Origin of the sequence: Streptosporangium sp. NPDC004379, assembly GCF_042873875.1 — a bacterium.
In the GTDB taxonomy this organism is placed as follows: domain Bacteria; phylum Actinomycetota; class Actinomycetes; order Streptosporangiales; family Streptosporangiaceae; genus Streptosporangium.
This window is the reverse complement of record NZ_JBIAMC010000003.1, coordinates 479005-494502: the sequence shown is the minus strand read 5'-3', so window position 1 is coordinate 494502 and position 15498 is coordinate 479005. Positions and strand designations below refer to the sequence as shown.

12 protein-coding genes are annotated in these 15498 nt (G+C 75.1%); 4 read left to right on the top strand and 8 right to left on the bottom strand.

The window, feature by feature from the left end; all coding sequences use genetic code 11:
* Positions 1 to 12: 12 nt before the first annotated feature.
* Together ACFYSC_RS09415 and ACFYSC_RS09410 are read left to right on the top strand one after the other, a co-directional pair.
* Positions 13 to 216 carry a type II toxin-antitoxin system VapB family antitoxin gene (locus tag ACFYSC_RS09415; protein ID WP_389958959.1) on the top strand — a complete coding sequence of 68 codons (204 nt, stop codon included), beginning with the start codon at positions 13 to 15 and terminating at the stop codon, positions 214 to 216.
* Entirely contained in the window at positions 213 to 635 is a 423-nt protein-coding gene (locus tag ACFYSC_RS09410; protein ID WP_389958956.1) for a PIN domain nuclease, read from the top strand. Before ACFYSC_RS09415 ends, ACFYSC_RS09410 begins: the two co-directional genes overlap by 4 nt.
* Here the strand turns inward: ACFYSC_RS09410 and ACFYSC_RS09405 are convergent.
* Positions 632 to 859: a hypothetical protein gene (locus ACFYSC_RS09405; RefSeq protein ID WP_389958953.1), complete on the bottom strand. Its 228-nt coding sequence runs from the start codon at positions 857 to 859 to the stop codon at positions 632 to 634. The two genes, ACFYSC_RS09410 and ACFYSC_RS09405, sit on opposite strands and share 4 nt — an antisense overlap.
* A 146-nt stretch (positions 860 to 1005) precedes the next feature.
* Here ACFYSC_RS09405 and ACFYSC_RS09400 point away from each other — a divergent pair, with 146 nt between their 5' ends.
* Positions 1006 to 1302: a hypothetical protein gene (locus tag ACFYSC_RS09400; protein WP_389958950.1), complete on the top strand. Its 297-nt coding sequence runs from the start codon at positions 1006 to 1008 to the stop codon at positions 1300 to 1302.
* Positions 1303 to 1309: 7 nt separating this feature from the next.
* Here ACFYSC_RS09400 and ACFYSC_RS09395 read toward each other — a convergent pair whose 3' ends face one another.
* The gene (locus ACFYSC_RS09395) at positions 1310 to 3208 is read right to left on the bottom strand and encodes a hypothetical protein (RefSeq protein WP_389958948.1); all 1899 of its coding nucleotides are present in this window, start codon (positions 3206 to 3208) and stop codon (positions 1310 to 1312) included.
* A gap of 119 nt (positions 3209 to 3327) precedes the next feature.
* On the opposite strand from ACFYSC_RS09395, the gene ACFYSC_RS09390 reads away from it, so the two are divergent.
* The gene (locus ACFYSC_RS09390) at positions 3328 to 4071 is read left to right on the top strand and encodes a class I SAM-dependent methyltransferase (protein WP_389958945.1); all 744 of its coding nucleotides are present in this window, start codon (positions 3328 to 3330) and stop codon (positions 4069 to 4071) included.
* Here ACFYSC_RS09390 and ACFYSC_RS09385 read toward each other — a convergent pair.
* The 6 genes from ACFYSC_RS09385 to ACFYSC_RS09360 form a co-directional block, all read right to left on the bottom strand.
* Positions 4052 to 6160, bottom strand: coding sequence for a hypothetical protein (locus tag ACFYSC_RS09385; RefSeq protein WP_389958943.1), 2109 nt, complete (start codon positions 6158 to 6160; stop codon positions 4052 to 4054). The genes ACFYSC_RS09390 and ACFYSC_RS09385 overlap by 20 nt on opposite strands.
* A gap of 25 nt (positions 6161 to 6185) precedes the next feature.
* Entirely contained in the window at positions 6186 to 7277 is a 1092-nt protein-coding gene (locus ACFYSC_RS09380) for a DUF3068 domain-containing protein (RefSeq protein WP_389958940.1), read from the bottom strand.
* Positions 7274 to 11749, bottom strand: a complete 4476-nt coding sequence (locus ACFYSC_RS09375; RefSeq protein ID WP_389958937.1) for an alpha-(1->3)-arabinofuranosyltransferase family protein — start codon at positions 11747 to 11749, stop codon at positions 7274 to 7276. The genes ACFYSC_RS09380 and ACFYSC_RS09375 overlap by 4 nt, the downstream gene beginning before the upstream one ends.
* Positions 11746 to 13089, bottom strand: a complete 1344-nt coding sequence (locus tag ACFYSC_RS09370; protein ID WP_389958934.1) for a glycosyltransferase family 4 protein — start codon at positions 13087 to 13089, stop codon at positions 11746 to 11748. Before ACFYSC_RS09370 ends, ACFYSC_RS09375 begins: the two co-directional genes overlap by 4 nt.
* A 250-nt stretch (positions 13090 to 13339) precedes the next feature.
* The gene (locus tag ACFYSC_RS09365) at positions 13340 to 13468 is read right to left on the bottom strand and encodes a hypothetical protein (protein ID WP_268246289.1); all 129 of its coding nucleotides are present in this window, start codon (positions 13466 to 13468) and stop codon (positions 13340 to 13342) included.
* Between the two features lie 154 nt (positions 13469 to 13622).
* Positions 13623 to 15371 carry a hypothetical protein gene (locus ACFYSC_RS09360; protein ID WP_389959264.1) on the bottom strand — a complete coding sequence of 583 codons (1749 nt, stop codon included), beginning with the start codon at positions 15369 to 15371 and terminating at the stop codon, positions 13623 to 13625.
* Positions 15372 to 15498: the final 127 nt, after the last annotated feature.

Sequence of the window (15498 nt, the reverse complement as noted above, 5' to 3'; positions counted from 1 at the left end):
ATGAGTCGAACCATGATCGATCTGGATGACGATCTCCTGGCCGAGGTGGCCAAGGCACTGGGAACCGGCACGAAGCGAGAGACGGTCAACACCGCTCTGCGCGAGGTGCTGGAGAACCGGCGACGCGCGCTGGCACTGACGCGGCTGCGCGCGGCCGCCGCCGACGGCGCCTTCGACCTGGACATGTTCGAGGACAAGGCGAACTACCGCCGGTGAGCGCCGCGCGGTTCCTCATCGACACCAGCGCTCTGGCCAGGTTCATGCGTGGCGAAGCCGAGACGTACGGCTGGGATCAGGCCGTCACGGCGGGACTGGTCGCCGTATGCCCCGTCACCGAGCTTGAGTTCTTCTACAGCGCGCGATCACCGGCAGATCGCGAGCAGGGCATCGAGGAGATACGTCGTCTGTTCGGATGGGTGCCCGTTGACGACCGTGCTTACGACCGGGCATGGCAGGTTCAGGCCCTCCTGACCTCCAAAGGGCTGCATCGCTCAGCAGTGCCGGTGGACCTGGTGGTGGCGGCCACCGCGGAGCTGAGAGGACTCACCCTGCTCCACCGCGACCGCGACTTCCAATGCATCGCCTCGGTCACCGGCCAGGCCCTCCAGTGGTACGGCCCCGAGAAAACAGGTTAATCGGAGCGGCCACCGAAGATCTTCGCTCGGGCTTCGGCCAGCTCCTCCTCGGTGAAGGCGCCCTCCCTCTCCTGATAGCGGCGGAGGTCCTCGGCGATCAGGTGGTGCCTGATCCGACGTGCCACGGCCTCGGCGACATAGCCCGAGACGTCGTCGGTCAGCTTCCTCAGCTCGTCCAGCTGCTCGGTGGGAAGAGTCACCGTGATGCGTGTGGTACCAGCCACAAGAGAAACATACTCCGGCGGGCTTCCGCGCGATCGGATGTCCTGGCGACCCGATCCCGCAAAGGTGTCCGCCACCGTCCGGACGGTACCTTCGACCTGGAGATCAACAACTGTGATGCCGTGGTACGCGGGGGTACGATCGAGCCATGGACGCTCCAAAGCCTCGTTCGATCGAGGTGAGCGTGCGTCAGTTCGTCAACGACTCCGGCAGCGTCACACGCGGCCTGCGTGAGGGAAGACGATACGTTCTGACGCTCAACGGCGAGCCGCTCGCCGAAGTGAAGCCGATCAAGCGTCGCCGGTTCGTTCCCACGGCTGAGGCGCAGTCCGTCTTCGCCACCGCCCCGGCCATCGACTGGGACGAGGTGCGGGCTGATCTGGACACGACGATCGATGACGAGCTCCACGATCCGCTTGAAAGCAGCGGGTGCGGCGACCTCTGAGGTCAGGTCAGGACGGGTTTTCGCCCTCGGGGGCCGGAGAGCCCAGGGCGACGGCGATCACGCAGACCGGGGCCTCCGGGTCGTTCATCTCGATCCGCATCCCCCGTCCGATCCCGTGCACCGGGAACTGGACCAGCCCCGAGGCGGTCCTGCGCAGCGACAGGACCGTGCGCTCCCCGCCGACCTCCACGGTGACCGAGGCGGGGCGGTCGGCCGAGTAGGACAGGCCGCCCACGGTGGCCCGGCCGCCGAAGGAGACCGCGTCGGGGAAGGACATCGCGCCCAGCAGCGTCCGCATGCACCGCTCGTCCGGGCCCCGGGTGGCGAAGAAGCCGGGGACGACGTTCATCCGCACCAGCTTCCCCTGCCGGTTGAAGACCCGGGCGTCCTCGGTGGGTTCGGGGTGGGCCATCCTCGCCCGCAGCGCCGGCCGGGCCAGCGGGGCGAGCAGGCGGTCGGTGAGCCGCCGCTCGCCGTTCACCGGCAGCACGATGTCGGGCGGCACCGGCGCCGGGTAGATCACCGCGGTGTCCGGGGCGGCGGCCAGCTCCGCGGCGGCCGCGTCGAGGTAGGCCCGGACGCGCTGGCCGTTCAGGGTCGCCCGGTACGCCTCGACGGAGAACACCGACAGCACCAGGTAGGCCCCGGCGGTGAGCCCCGCGACGAGGGCGAGCGAGGACCGTTCGGGGAGCGGACGGCGGTAGGCGTCCGTCTCCCCCGCCACCGGCAGCAGCGCGCAGCCCAGGCAGACCGCGAGGACCAGCGCGGCGTCGGCGACGTAGCGGGTCTCGGCGCCCACCAGTCCCAGGTAGCTGCCCCGGGCGATCACCGTGGGGATCGCGTCGGCGAGCACCAGGTACCCGGCCAGCGTGAGCCACGCCCGGTGCGCCCGGCGGCGGTAGACGAGCGTGGCCACCACCGTGACCGCCAGCACCGTCCAGGAGAGCGCCACGACGAAGCCGGACGGCGCGGCCAGGCCGCCCGCCGGGGTCGGCGTCCACGACACCGGCCCGCCGACCGCCCCGCTGGGGAAGGTACGGCCCAGCAGCAGGGAGACCAGGTCGGCCGCCACACCGGGTTTGGGAGCCGAGGCGCCCTCGCCCGGCGCGGTGTCCATCCGGTCGAGGTAGACGAGCGTGTAGGCGGCCAGCACCGCCGCGTGCGCCGCCCAGAGCCAACGGTTCGCCCGCAGTTCCCGCCACATCGAGCGGAGCCAGCCGGTCTCCCGGTCCCGCAGGAACGCCGTGGTCAGCGCGAACAGCAGGAAGGGCGCGAAGACGCCCTTGGTGCTGAAGGCCATGCCGGCCACGCACCAGATCAGCGCGCGCCGGCCGTACCCGGCGCCCTCCCCGCGGGCGAAACGCACCTGGGCGGTGAGCGCGAGCACCAGGGCGAGCTGAAGCGGGATCGCGTTGATCGCCGCGGCCCACCAGGTGAACGCGGGGAAGGTCAGCGGGCAGAACAGGAACAGCGCCAGCGGCAGCAGGATCGCCGGCCGGACGCCGAACAGGGTCCGCAGCAGCCGCAGCGCCAGCACGCCGAGCAGCGCCTGCGCGGCGAGCGTGACGGCCGACACCAGCGCCCAGTCGTAGGGGGCGACGCGGGACAGCACCCAGGTCAGCGCGATCGCGCCCGGCATGAAGTGGCCCTTGTGCACCCGGGTCAGGTAGTCGAGCGTGAAGTCCTCGCCGTAGGCGTTGCCGACGAACAGCAGGTCGTCCTCGACGAAGTAGGAGTCGCGCAGGACCAGCACGCGCAGCACCAGCGACGCCGCGATGAGGGCCGCCCCGCCCAGCGCCACCGGGCCGCGCAGGCGCGCCAGCCACCCGGGCAGCGTGAGCCGCACCGCCGGCGGCCCCGCCTCCGTCCCGCCCTCGGCGGTTCCCGTGTCCTTCGTGGCGTCCACCAGGCGTCTCCCTACGATCCGGTGTTCCGGTGGAACACCGTACGAGCTGTCAGGACCAGAGATGATGCGGTGTTATGCTCCGGCCCACCTGGTTTGTCCAATTGCGGTGAGGAGCAGCGTTGGAGACCCCGCAGGCACCGTTCCGGGCCACTTTGGGCCGGTCTGTCGCGCTCCTCCGCGCCTTCCGCAAGGAGCAGACCGACCCCGACTTCTTCTACGGCATGCTGGCCCGCGACACGGTCGCCCAGCTCGCCTCCTACACCGAGCTGGACGGCGCGCTCGTCGCCGACGTCGGCGGCGGCCCGGGATACTTCACCGACGTGCTGCGCGCGGCGGGCGCCCGCCCGGTCTGCGTCGACTGCGACGCCGGCGAGATGATGGCCCGCCGGGGCGCCACGCCCGAGGGGGCGGTGCTGGGCAGCGCGCTGGACCTGCCGCTGGCCACCGGGTCGGTGGACGTCTGCTTCTCCTCCAACGTGCTGGAGCACGTGCCCGACCCGTGGCGGATGGCCGCCGAGATGGTACGGGTGACCAGGCCCGGCGGCGTGGTGTACCTGTCGTTCACCAACTGGCTGTCGCCCTGGGGCGGCCACGAGACCTCGCCCTGGCACTACCTCGGCGGCCACCGCGCCGCCGCCCGCTACACCCGCCGGTACGGCAGGCGCCCCAAGAACGTCTACGGCGAGAGCCTCTACCCCGTCTCGGTCGGCGCCGCGCTGCGCTGGGCACGGCGGCAGCCCGGCGTCACGGTCCTGGACGCCCTGCCCCGCTACCACCCGCGCTGGGCGACCCCGGTGATCCGCGTCCCGGGGCTGCGGGAGATCGTGAGCTGGAACCTGCTGCTCATCCTGCGCCGTCACTGACCGCCCCTTCCGGGTTCTCCGGCACGGCCGCGCCGACCACCACGGCGCGCAGGCAGACACCGCTCTCCCCGCCTCCGTCCGAGCGCGAGCCCTCCGGGCGCGAGCCCTCCGGGCGCGAAACGTCCGGGCGCGAAACGTCCCGGCGCGCAACGTCCGGGCGTGAGCCGTCCGGGAGCGTGACGCGGACCGGCCCCGGGGCGGGCGGCGTCACGAGGTGGACCCGCTCCCGGTCCGCCCGCAGCGTGACCTCGGTCCGCCGCTCCCCTGCGGTCACGGTGACACGCGTGTCGCGGGGCACGCGGTAGTGCAGGCGGACGACGTTCCCCTCGCGGACGGCGAGATCGGCGGTGACCGCGCCGCCGCGCCACGGGAGGCAGCCGCCGTCCTTCCCGGTCACGAAGCCGCCGAGGACCGCGGCGGGCACCAGGTGCCCCCGGTCGTCGAAGGTCACCGCGTCGTAGGCGACCCCGGGGTGGATGATCCGCTCGCGCAGCGCGCCCGTGGCGAGCGGGGCGAGTGCCCGGGAGGTCAGCCGGTCCGGCAGCGGCTGCCAGGGGAACATCATCCGCTCGGGCACCAGCCCCGGGTACACACCGGTTTCGGGGCCGAGTGCGGCGAGGTCCGCACGGGCCGCGTCGAAGTAGGCGCGGCCGGTCCTGCCGGGGAGCGTGGGGCCGAAGACCGACGCAGACACCAGGGCGAGCGCCACGTAGGCGCATACGGCCGGTACGGCGTACACCGGAAGGGTCGGCGCGCCCCCGTCCGGGACCGCCGGGACCGCCTCCGGACCGGAGCCTGCCCGGACCGCGGGGACCGACTCCACTGCCGGAGCCGCCGAAACCCTCGGGACCGCCGGGACCGCCTCCGGGCCGGAGGCCACCGGGTCCGCCGTGCTCCCCGCCGCGCCCCGCCGTACGGCCTCCGTGTCCCGCGCCGCGCCCCGCCACGGCATGAGGGCCAGTGCCAGGCAGACGGCGAGCAGGGGGAGGGCGTCGGCGATGTAGCGGCTCTCGAAGGCGCGCCAGGACCCGCCCCGGGCGATCATGATCAGCAGGCCGTCCGCGACCAGGAGGTAGCCGCCCGCCAGCAGCCACGCGGGGACGGCCGCGCGCCGTGCCCGGCAGGTGCCCGCCACGACGGCCGCCAGGGCCAGCCAGGCCACGGCGATCTCGACGGGCCGGTGACCGGCCAGCGCGCCGGCCGACGTCACCGGCCCCCAGGTCAGCGGTCCCCCGGCCAGCAGGGTCGGGACCGTGCCGCCGAGGAACGTCCCGGCGTAGTCCACAGCCGTGTAGAAGTCGGGAGGTATGACCCCCTGGCCGCCGGACCGCCCGGACGCCGTGAGGTAGGCGGCGAGGTAGGCGCCGGCCACCGCCGCGTGGACGAGCCACAGGCCCAGGTGCCGGCGCGCGGCGCCGAGCACCCCGCGCTCCCCGGCGAGGAGCACGACGGTGAGGAGGAACAGCACCGGCGGGATGAGGACCGCCTTCTCGAAGAACAGCAGCCCGGCGCAGGTCCAGGCGAGCCCGGCGACCGCATGCCGCGGGCGGCCGGTGCGGATCAGCAGCACCTGCGAGCACATCGCCATGAGCATGGCGATGTGCAGGGGAAGGATGTTGACCGCCGCGGCGAACCAGGCGGTCGCCTGGAAGGCCGCGGGTGAGAACAGGAAGAACGCGAGCGGGACGAGGATCATCGGCCGGGGCCCGAACAGCAGGCGCAGCAGCCGGTACAGCGCCAGGGACGCCGCCGCGGACAGGACGAGGACCACGGCCGAGACCAGTCCCCAGTCGTACGGGGAGATCGCGGTGAGGGCCCGGACCAGCGCGAGACCGCCCGGCATCAGGTGGCCGATGTGCACCCGCAGCAGGTGCGCCCAGCCGAACGGCTCGGTGACGGCCCGGCCGGCGAAGACGATGTCGTCCTCGGTGAAGTAGGACCGGCTGAGCAGCCATCCCTTCAGCACGAGGCTCGCGGCCACAAGCAGCAGCGCCGCGGCCGTGAGGCCGTACCGGAGCCGCGGGACGCCGCGCGCCCAGGCCGGCAGCCGCAGCTCCACCTCGACCGGGCCGCCGCCCGTCCCCGTCATCGCCCCACCCCGGCCGCCGCGCCGCTCACTTCCGCTCCCCGTCCGCCCGGACCGGGTCACGGCCTGTCCCCGTGCGCGTGCCCGTCCGAGCCTCCGCCGCGCCCGTCTCCGCCCTGGTCACGCCGTTCGGCCTCGCCTCGGACACGGCCGAGCCCGTCTCCGCCCCGGCCACGGCCGGGTCACCGTCCGGGCCGGGCCGCCCGTCCCGCCTCCGCCGCCGGAGGGCCACCGGGACCAGCGCGAGCCCGGCCGCCAGGAACACGCCCGGCAGCAGGTCGCGGACGAGGAGGACCCAGCGGTCGAAGGCCCCCGCGTCGGCCACCCGGTCCGCCACGTCCTCGGGCGTCATGTCGAGGTCCGCCAGGAGGGTCACCTTGCGCTCGACCCCGTCGGGGGTGCGCAGGGCCTGGCGCTGGTGCTCGCGCACCTTGACGGTCAGGCCGCTCTCCGGATCCACCCAGATCGTCCGGGTCACCTCGGCGTAGCGGGAGACGCTGACGGCCCGCCACTCCGGCAGTCCGAGCGCCTTTCCGGGGAGCTGCCCGGGGACGTCCTCGATCCTGATCGGGCCCGCCGTGTAGGTGTAGCGGTAGGCGGGCCGGCCGAACACCCGTTCCTGCCGCTCGTAGCGGAGCGGGACCGCCGTCCGCAGCAGCACGTCGTACATCGGGTAGGTGCGCGGCTCGGCGCGGAACGGCAGGCGGAAGGCGATTCCCTCCTGCCGGGCTCCGGGGTCGTCGTCGACGTACCCGTCGCAGCAGGCGACCGCCAGGCCCGTCCTGCGGTCGAAGGCGGTCCGGCGCTCGTGGTAGTCGATCCGGTCGCCGCCCTCGGCGGTGAGCGAGGTGAACTCCACCCACACCGCCGTGTCCGGGCCGCCCGCGCCGGCGTCCCCGCTCACCGTCGTGGTGGACAGCAGCGAGACCCCGGCGTGGGAGGTGAGCGTCGCGGTGTCGAAGTACTGGGCGCCGGACGCCGTCATGCGGTACGTCCTGGCCTGCTCCAGCGGCATCACCAGGGCGCTGGGGTAGACGTACAGGCGCAGCAGCGCCGCCAGCGTGACGAAGAAGGCGCTCGCCGCCGCGAACGCGGTCCAGGGGACCCGCGGGCCGGTCACCGGCGCACCGCCGCCGCGACCGGCTCGGGGTGTCGCGCCGGTTCCGGCCCCGGGGCGGCCGGGTCGGCGGGGGCCGGTTCCGGGGCCGCGACCGGCAGCCAGGCGAGCGCCAGCAGGCAGAGCGCCTGCGGCACGATCCCGGTCAGCGCCCCGGCGAGGGCGGTCCCGCCGTACGCGGTGCCCGCGGCGAGCGCGAGACCGGCGAGGCAGAGCGGGACCGCGGGCGCCCACCGCAGCAGCGTCGCGGGCACGGACCCGCCGGGGCGGGCGCTCCAGCGCCTGACCGCCAGGGCGTACAGCGCCGCCGCCGCGGTGACGGCCAGCGCGCCCGCGACGCCGCCGGTCCACAGGCCGACGGCCGGGGCGAGCGGCCAGAACCAGGCCGCGCGGACCGCGGCGGCCCCGGTCCCGGCCCGGCGGGGCGCGGTACGGCGCGGCCGGACGAGCGCGAGCACCGCCACCAGCGGCACCAGGCACCCGCCGCCGAGCAGCGCCGCGCGGTAGGCGGAGTCGGGCTCGTAGCGCATGGTCACCACGCCCTGCCCGGCGGGCAGTTCCCACGCCTGCCGCCAGCCGTCCAGCCGGACCGGCTTCAGCCGTCCGTCGCCGAGGTACGCCTGCCAGCCCGCGTTGTGGTTCTCGTTGACCACCAGGTAGGAGGGGGCGGAGACGGAGAAGCGGACCCGCCGCTCGGCCGGTCCCCACGCCTGAGTGGTCACGGGCGCGGCCGTCACGACGCCACCCCCCGGACCGGCCCCGGGGGAACCGGAGGAGGCCGTGGACCCGGTGGACTCCGACGCGTTCAAGGACTTCGAGGACTTCGGGGACTTCGGGGGGTTGGAAGTTGATCCGGATGAGGAGTCCGAGGACGACCCGGTCCTCCGGTCCGCCGTCCCGCCGTCCGCCCCGCCGTCCGCCGTCCCGCCGTCCGCGGTGCGCACCACGACCGACTCGATCCGGAAGGCGTCGGCCGGGGCGACGCTCACCCGGGCCGTGCCCGGCTCCAGCTCGACCCGTCCGCAGGCGCGGTAGCCGACGGGGCGTCCGCCGAGCACGTCGCCCATCGTGCCCCGGACGACCTCGGTGCGCACCGCCTTGCCGTTCACCGAGAGGGTGGGCCCGTACCCGCAGGGCAGCCGCAGCGGGGTCCTCTCCATCGAGCCGAGCGGCTTCACCCCGGGGACGGTGACCTCCGACACCTCGATCGGCCGGGACGCCGGGGCGGTGAAGCCGATCTCCAGGGTGTCGGTGGTGATCTTGGGGAAGACCACCCGGCCGTCGGCGCGGATCCAGCCCCGCGTGGTCTGCCCGCCGCCGCTCACGCTGACCTGGACCGGCGGCTGCCCGAGGAAGGAGTCGGGGAACAGCACCATGATCTGGGAGATCGTCCGTTTCCTGCCCAGCCTGACCGTCAGGGACGGGTGGCGGTCGGCGGGGTCGGCGTACCAGACGGTGGAGACGTCGCCGTCCATGGCCGCGCGACCGAGGACGGCCGGATGATCGGTCAGCGTGGAGGAGGCGGTCACCTGCGGGTGGACGCCGTGCAGGGTGGTGACGAGGCGGGAGGAGACGGGGTCGGTCAGCACGGCGTCGCCGCCGATGGACCGCTTCCCGCCCTCGCGGACGGTGAACGAGCGGTCGAAGCCGTCGCCGTCCTCGCCGGTGATCTGCAGCGTGGCGGGGTCGCAGGTCCAGGTGGACGATCCGCGCATGCAGGCGCTCGCCGTGCCCCGGCGGGTCAGCAGCACCGTCCCGGGGTCGCGCGGGCCGCCCGGGGGGACGACGAGGGTCCGGCCCGGCCGTACGCCGGGGATCGCGACCTCGGTGACGCCGACGCGGGCGCCGGTCGGCGTCGCGAGCTCGGCGGCCAGCCTGGTCACCCGGATCCGCAGCCAGGAGGTCCGCCCGAGGGGCGGGCGCATCAGCTGCGGGGCGGCGTCCGGGCTCACCGCGACCCGGCGGGCGCCCGCCTCGGTCTCCAGGGAGACCTCCGCCACCTGCGGCAGCACCGGCGACCGTTCGAAGGCGACGGTGATCTGCGGCATGTCGATCGGCGCGGTGAAGCGCACCTGGAGCCACTGCCCGACCGCGCCGTCCCAGCCGTCGGAGCGCCACCCGGTGCGCGGGTCGCCGTCGAACGCCGCGTACGGCTGGCGGCCCGGATCGCGGCGCTCCCCCGCCTCGATGCCCGACTCGGCGGAGGAGGCCCGCACGTCCCGGACGCCGGTGTAGGCGGCCGTGACGGTCGCGCCGGACCAGGCGGGGTCGGTGAGGTCGGTCCCCCGGTCCCGTTCGGGCGGCTGGCCGGCGGTCATGGCGGGGGTGGCGATGCGGCGCAGGTCGCCGAAGAGGATCTCGCGGCGGCGCAGCGTGTCGGTGGCCACCGTGTCCCGCGCGGACACGGCGGGCGCCCCGGGCTCGTCCCCGACCACGACGGGCCGGTCGCCGGTGAGCAACCCCTCCTCGGCCAGGTCCAGCACCGCCTCGGGCGCGCCGGTGACCCGGAGCGTCCCGTCGCGCGGCACGGTCGCGGCGAGCGGCGCGGGGCCGGGCACCGCGTAGACCTCCAGCGCCGAGTAGGGCTGTTCGAACCAGCCGGCGGCCGTGGGGCTGGACCGCAGGCCGATCTCCGGGCCGAAGCCGGCGACCCGCCGCAGGCCGGTGGACTCGGCGAGGGTCTCGTGGACCCGCGCGGGCCAGGCCGTGCCGAGGCTCTGCCGGGCGAGGTCGTTACGGACGAGCAGGTACTTCACGCCGATCCGGCGCAGCGAGGCGGTGAGACCCGGCGACCCGCGGCCGGTGGCGAAGCGCTCGTCCACCGCCTGGATGAGCCGCGCCAGCCCCGGGGAGCCCCAGGGGACGTTGGTGTGGGTCGCCCAGCGGACGTTCAGCAGCGACTGCATGGGCTCGTCCATCGGACGGCCCCACAGGTAGTCGCCGCGGCGTGATCCGGGCACGGCCAGGACCATGCCGTCGCCGGTGTTGCGGTTCAGCCAGGTCGCGGCGTCCCGCCAGTAGCCGGGCAGGGCCTCGAACCCCCCGGCGGGGGTCGCCCCGGCGGTGGCCACCGGCAGCGCGGCCAGGGCCGCCAGTACGGCGGCGCCCGCCAGGACGGGCCTGCGCAGCCGTACCGGACCGGCCAGGGGCAGCGCGGCGAGGCCCAGGGCCAGCGGGAGCCGGATGAGGGCGTCGAACTTGTGCAGGTTGCGGAAGGGCGCCAGCGGCCCGTCGAGCAGCGCCCGGACCTGCTCGGTCCACGGGTGGACGAGCGCGTCGGCGTGCCCTGCGGTGACGATCACCACCCCGGCGAGCACGCTGAGTGCGAGGAAGGGCCGCTCCGGCGTGGCGCGGGCGGCGATCCCGGCGAGGCCGAGCGCGGCGACGGCGGCGGTCAGCGCGATCATCACCGGTACGGTGGCCTGCTCGAACGACGCGGGCAGCCACGCCTGGCCGTCGATCGGCAGGAAGGACATCCAGCTCGACGTGCCGCGCAGGGTGTTGAGGAGCGAGGTGACGCCGGTGGTGGCGTCGGCGGTCTCGATGAAGGGCAGGAAGGAGAAGATGTAGCGGCCCATCACCAGCAGGGGCAGCAGCCACCACATCGACACCGCGGCCACGCAGGCGAGCCACCACGCGAGCAGGCGTCGCCGGTGGGGGCCGCCGCACCGGGTCAGCAGGTACAGCAGCGGCACGACGAGGACCGCCAGCTCGGCCACGGCGTTGATCCCCCCGGCGAGGACGAACGCCAGCGCCGACAGCGCCGCGGCCCGGCGCGGGCTCGCCCCCGGCCGGGTGCCGCGGATCAGGGGCAGCAGCACCCACGGCAGCACGGCGCTCGGCTGGAACTCCGAGGAGTTGGTCCCGATCAGCGCGACGGCGTGCGGGGCGAGGGCGTAGGCGAGCCCGGCGAGGACGCGGGTGGCGGGGGTGCCGATCCCCATCGCCCGCGCGACCCGCTCGACGCCGAGGAACGCCGCGCACAGCACCAGCGCCATCCAGAGCCGCTGGATGTTCCAGGCGGGCATGTCGAGCGCGGTGAACAGCGCGTAGAACGGGCCCATCGGGAACAGGTAGCCGTGCGCCTGGTTCTGCAGGTGGCCGAAGAACGCGTCGTCCCACAGGTGCGCCGCCCGTGCCAGGAAGGCGACCGGGTTGATCGCCATGTCCAGCTTGGTCTCGCCGATCACCTGGCCGGGGGAGGTGTTGAACGCCACGGCGGCGAGCAGCAGGCAGCCTGCCAGCAGGCGCAGGCCGTGCCGGAGCCGGCCGGTCTCGGAGCCGCCGGCCGTGCGGGGTCCTCCGGCCTTCCCCGCGTCCTCGGTCTTCCCCGCGTCCTCGGTCTTCCCCGCGTTCTCGGTCTTCCCCGCGTTCTCGGTCTTTCCGGTCTTTTCAGCGGGTACGCCGCGACCGCCGGCCACGGCGTCGTCGGGCGCGGCGGTTCCGGCGGTCTCGGAGGCGGGTCCCGTGTTCAAGCGGGGTCGGTCTCCCCAGGGGCGAGGAGACCGGGGGCCGCGACGCCGCGCAGCGGGCCGGCCGTACGGGCGGCGCGGCGCTCAGGGCGCTCAGGGCGCTCACGGAGCTCGCGGAGCTCGCGGAGCTCGCGGAGCTCGGCGGTGATGAGGGAGGTGACGGCGGCGCCGGTCCGGCCCCAGGTGAACTCGCCCGCCCACGCCCGGCAGGCCGCCTGGATCTCCGCGCGCCGCGCCGGGTCCGACAGCTCCCCGATCGCCCGGTCCACCACCTCGGCGAGCGTCTCGCCGTCGTGGACCAGCCAGCCGGTCACCCCGTCCCTTACCGAGTCACGCAGTCCGGCGACGTCGTAGGCGACGGTCGGCACGCCGAAGCCCGCGGCCTCGATCACCGTCAGGCCCCACCCCTCGAACTCCGAGGCGGTCACGTTCAGCAGCGCCGCGCCGAGCACGGCGTTCTTGGCGGGCTCGGCGAGGAAGCCGTGCAGGTGCACCCGGTCGGAGACGCCCAGCTCGGCGGCCCGGCGGGCGAGCTCCCCGCTCTCGGGTCCCCGGCCCACGACGTGGACGTGCAGGCCGGGACGGGCGTCGCCCAGCTCGGCGGCCAGGCCGACGACCCGCTCGACCCTCTTGTGCCCGACCAGTCTGCCCAGGTAGGCCACGAGCGGGTCGCCGGGCAGCTCCCGCATCGTCACCGGGCGGGCGGCGGGGCTGCCGTTGGGCACGACGTGGATCGGCGCCTTCCAGCGCAGCCGCGCCCGCAGGTCCTCCCGGGACGACTCCGAGACGGTGATCGTGGTGCGGCGGCGGTAGAGCAGCCGCGCCACCGGCCCCTCGACGAGGCAGCCGATCCTGGCCAGCCAGGGCGGGAAGAAGGCGTGGAACTGCCGGTCGTGCACGTGGTGGACCAGGCAGATCACCGCGGTGCGACGGCGCACCACCAGGGGGGAGAAGAAGGGGATGCCGTTCATCGAGTCGATGACGACGTCGAACCGGCGGCGGCGCAGCAGCAGCCAGAGCGGCACGAGCAGGTAGACGAGGTAGCGGTTGCCCATCCTGCGCAGCTCGACGCCGTCGCGCCGCTCGGCGGCGGGCTGGCCGGGCTCGCGGGCGGTGGCGAACCACACCTTCGCGCCCTGGCCGGTCAGGTAGCGGCTGACCTGCCAGGCGTACTCCTCCGCGCCGCCCGCCACCGACTGCTGCGGTTCGCGGAAGTTCAGCACCGCCACCCGGACGCCGCGCAGCGGCGCCTCGGGCGTCCCCTCGGTCTCCACGCTGAGGACGGGCCGCGACGGGGCGGGCGGGCGCGGCCCCGCGCTCGCGCTCCGGCCGAAAAGGGCCACGCTGCCTCCTTGCTCCTTCGGTCCGCGGTCCTCCGCGGCCTCTCCTGTCCCCCGCGTCCGTGCGGGCGCCGCCGGACGCCCCATCCGGTCCGGGCCGATCCGGTCCGGGTAGGGCGCCGCCGCCCACGCCACCTCGGTCCGGGGCGGCGCGCCCGTTCCAGGGCATGGTGAAACCGCGCTCCGTGCCGGTGGATGATCTCCGCGGCCCGGCCGGGGGCGGTGCGCCCGCCGGCCGCCGCGCGGCCTCAGGTCACCTGGTGCCGTAGTTGTACAGGGGCCGGTTCGGCGGCTCCGGGGTCGGCGAGCCCACGTTCACGACTGCCACGGAGGCGCCGACCGCGAGGATCGCTCCGATGGCCAGCGCCAAGAGCACTCGCATCACTGGGCTCCCTTCAGCGACGGACAGTGTGCCGAGACTAGAACGTGATTCGCGCATAAGCCATGGTTTTGGTTAAAACGTGACAAAGAAAGTTACCGTTGGGTACTCCTCCGAGCTGGGGATACACCCCGCCCAAGAGCGTCGATCAAGCTGTTCAGAGGCCCTGGTCAAGCCGCAGGAGCCGGATCTCCGGGCCGGTGAACACGGTCACCGCGTCACGGAACGTGTCGTCGCCCGCCCGGGTGAGGACGTAGCGGACCCCCAGCCGCGCCAGCGCCGCCTCCCGCGCCCCCGGTCCGGCACGCAGCGCCGCGTCCACCCCCGCCGTCGCCGGGTCCTCGGGCGCCACCCGCAGCCGCCCGCCGCCGGGCAGCCCCACCAGCAGCGCGTCGTTCCACAGCACCCTGCGCCGGAACATCTTGGTCGCCGGGTCCAGGATCACCCGGTGGCCGTTCCACCCGAACGCCCGGTGCGCGCCCCACGGCAGCGACAGCAGCGCCCCGGGCGCCGGATCGGAGTTCACGATCGCCTGGACCCGCCGCCACTCGTCCGGGTAGTCCACCGCGGCCAGCCTGCCGAACGCCCCCATCGCGAATGTGGGAAGCACCAGCACGGGGACCGCCACCGCGACCGCGGCCACCGCGCGCGAGCTCCAGCGCGAGCGCGGCGCCTCGCCGGCGCGGCCGGTCCCCGCCTCCACCGCGCGCGAGCTCCAGCGCTCCACCGCGCACGCCAGGCCCACCGCCTGCAACAACACGAACGGGGCGAGGTAGAGCTGACCGTCCCGCAGCGGCCCGAACCCCGGCCACCATCCGACCAGGCCGCCCAGCACCCCCGGCGCGAAGGCGCCCGTCAGGGCGACACCCAGCCCGGCCGCCGCCGCCGTCGCCAGTCCCGTCCGGTACGGCGCCGCCCGCCCGGCGCGCGTGAACGCGTATCCCCAGACCGCGACCGCCGCCAGCGCCAGCCGCACGCCCGCCGACCACCAGGTGCCCTGCCCCGGCACGCCGGCGTCCGAGTTCCAGATCCCACCGAGCCCGAGCAGGCTGCCGACCGTCCCGAAGGGGCCGTCGGCGCGGGCCGCGAACGCCCGCACCCCCGCCGGGTCCGTCACCGCGCGGCTACCCAGGGCCGGCACCAGCCACGGCAGGCTGAGCAGGACGACGACCGCCGCGGCCCCGCCTGCCCGGCGGAACGCGGCCCCGGCCCGCCACCGGTCACCGTCCCCGCTGGGCTCACCGGGACGCCCGGCCTCCCCCGGCACTCCGGACGGTCCCCCGGGACCCGCACCAGGCGGCCCGGCGGGCGGCGGGTGAACGGCCGGGGGCCGCGCGGTCGCGGCCACCGGGAGCACCGCCAGCGCCGAGACCAGCATCGCCTGGAACCCGCCCACCGCGGCCGGCAGCAGCGCGACCGCCAGCCGTACCGGCCAGACGGCCCGCGCCCGCCACGTCCCCGGGGACCGCCGCCCCGGAGCCCGCGCGTCCTGCCGTACGGCTTCCGCGGGCCGGGCCGGGCCGCCCCGGAAGGCGTGCGCCGCGGCGGCGCGCACCGCCCAGGGCAGCCCGGCCACCCCGAGCAGCAGCGCCCACTGGCCCAGCAGCAACCGCTGCGCGAGGTAGGCGTTCCAGGCATAGAAGGCCGCCGCCGCCAGGCGCGGGCCGAGACGCCGCGAGGGCACCAGCGCCGCCGCGCCCGAGGCCGCCAGCACGAAGACGCCGAGCAGCGCGGCCTTCTGCACCACCTGGGCGGGCACGGCCTGCGCGAGCAGCGCGACCACCAGGTCACTGGGCACCGCCCGGGGGAAGCCCTCCCCCGCCGCCGCCAGGGGCGGGTCCGGCACGAAGACCATGTCATAGCGGAGCACGAACCCCGGGCCCAGCGCGGGGCCGAGGGCCAGCATCCCCAGCGCCAGTCCCAGCAGGGCGGGGGCGGATCTTACCGCCCTCCCGGCGAGCCTGCTCCACACAAGGACCGACCCTAACCGGTCACCCACAATGGACGATCCCCTTCGAAGCGGCTCCGTCCGC

Excerpts from the sequence above, each read along its gene's own strand:
- ACFYSC_RS09415 (WP_389958959.1), top strand. The coding sequence starts at position 13 with ATGATCGATCTGGATGACGATCTCCTGGCCGAGGTGGCCAAGGCACTG.
- ACFYSC_RS09400 (WP_389958950.1), top strand. The coding sequence starts at position 1,006 with ATGGACGCTCCAAAGCCTCGTTCGATCGAGGTGAGCGTGCGTCAGTTC.
- ACFYSC_RS09385 (WP_389958943.1), bottom strand. The coding sequence starts at position 6,160 with ATGACGGGGACGGGCGGCGGCCCGGTCGAGGTGGAGCTGCGGCTGCCG.
- ACFYSC_RS09365 (WP_268246289.1), bottom strand. The coding sequence starts at position 13,468 with ATGCGAGTGCTCTTGGCGCTGGCCATCGGAGCGATCCTCGCGGTCGGC.
- ACFYSC_RS09360 (WP_389959264.1), bottom strand. The coding sequence starts at position 15,371 with ATGCTGGCCCTCGGCCCCGCGCTGGGCCCGGGGTTCGTGCTCCGCTAT.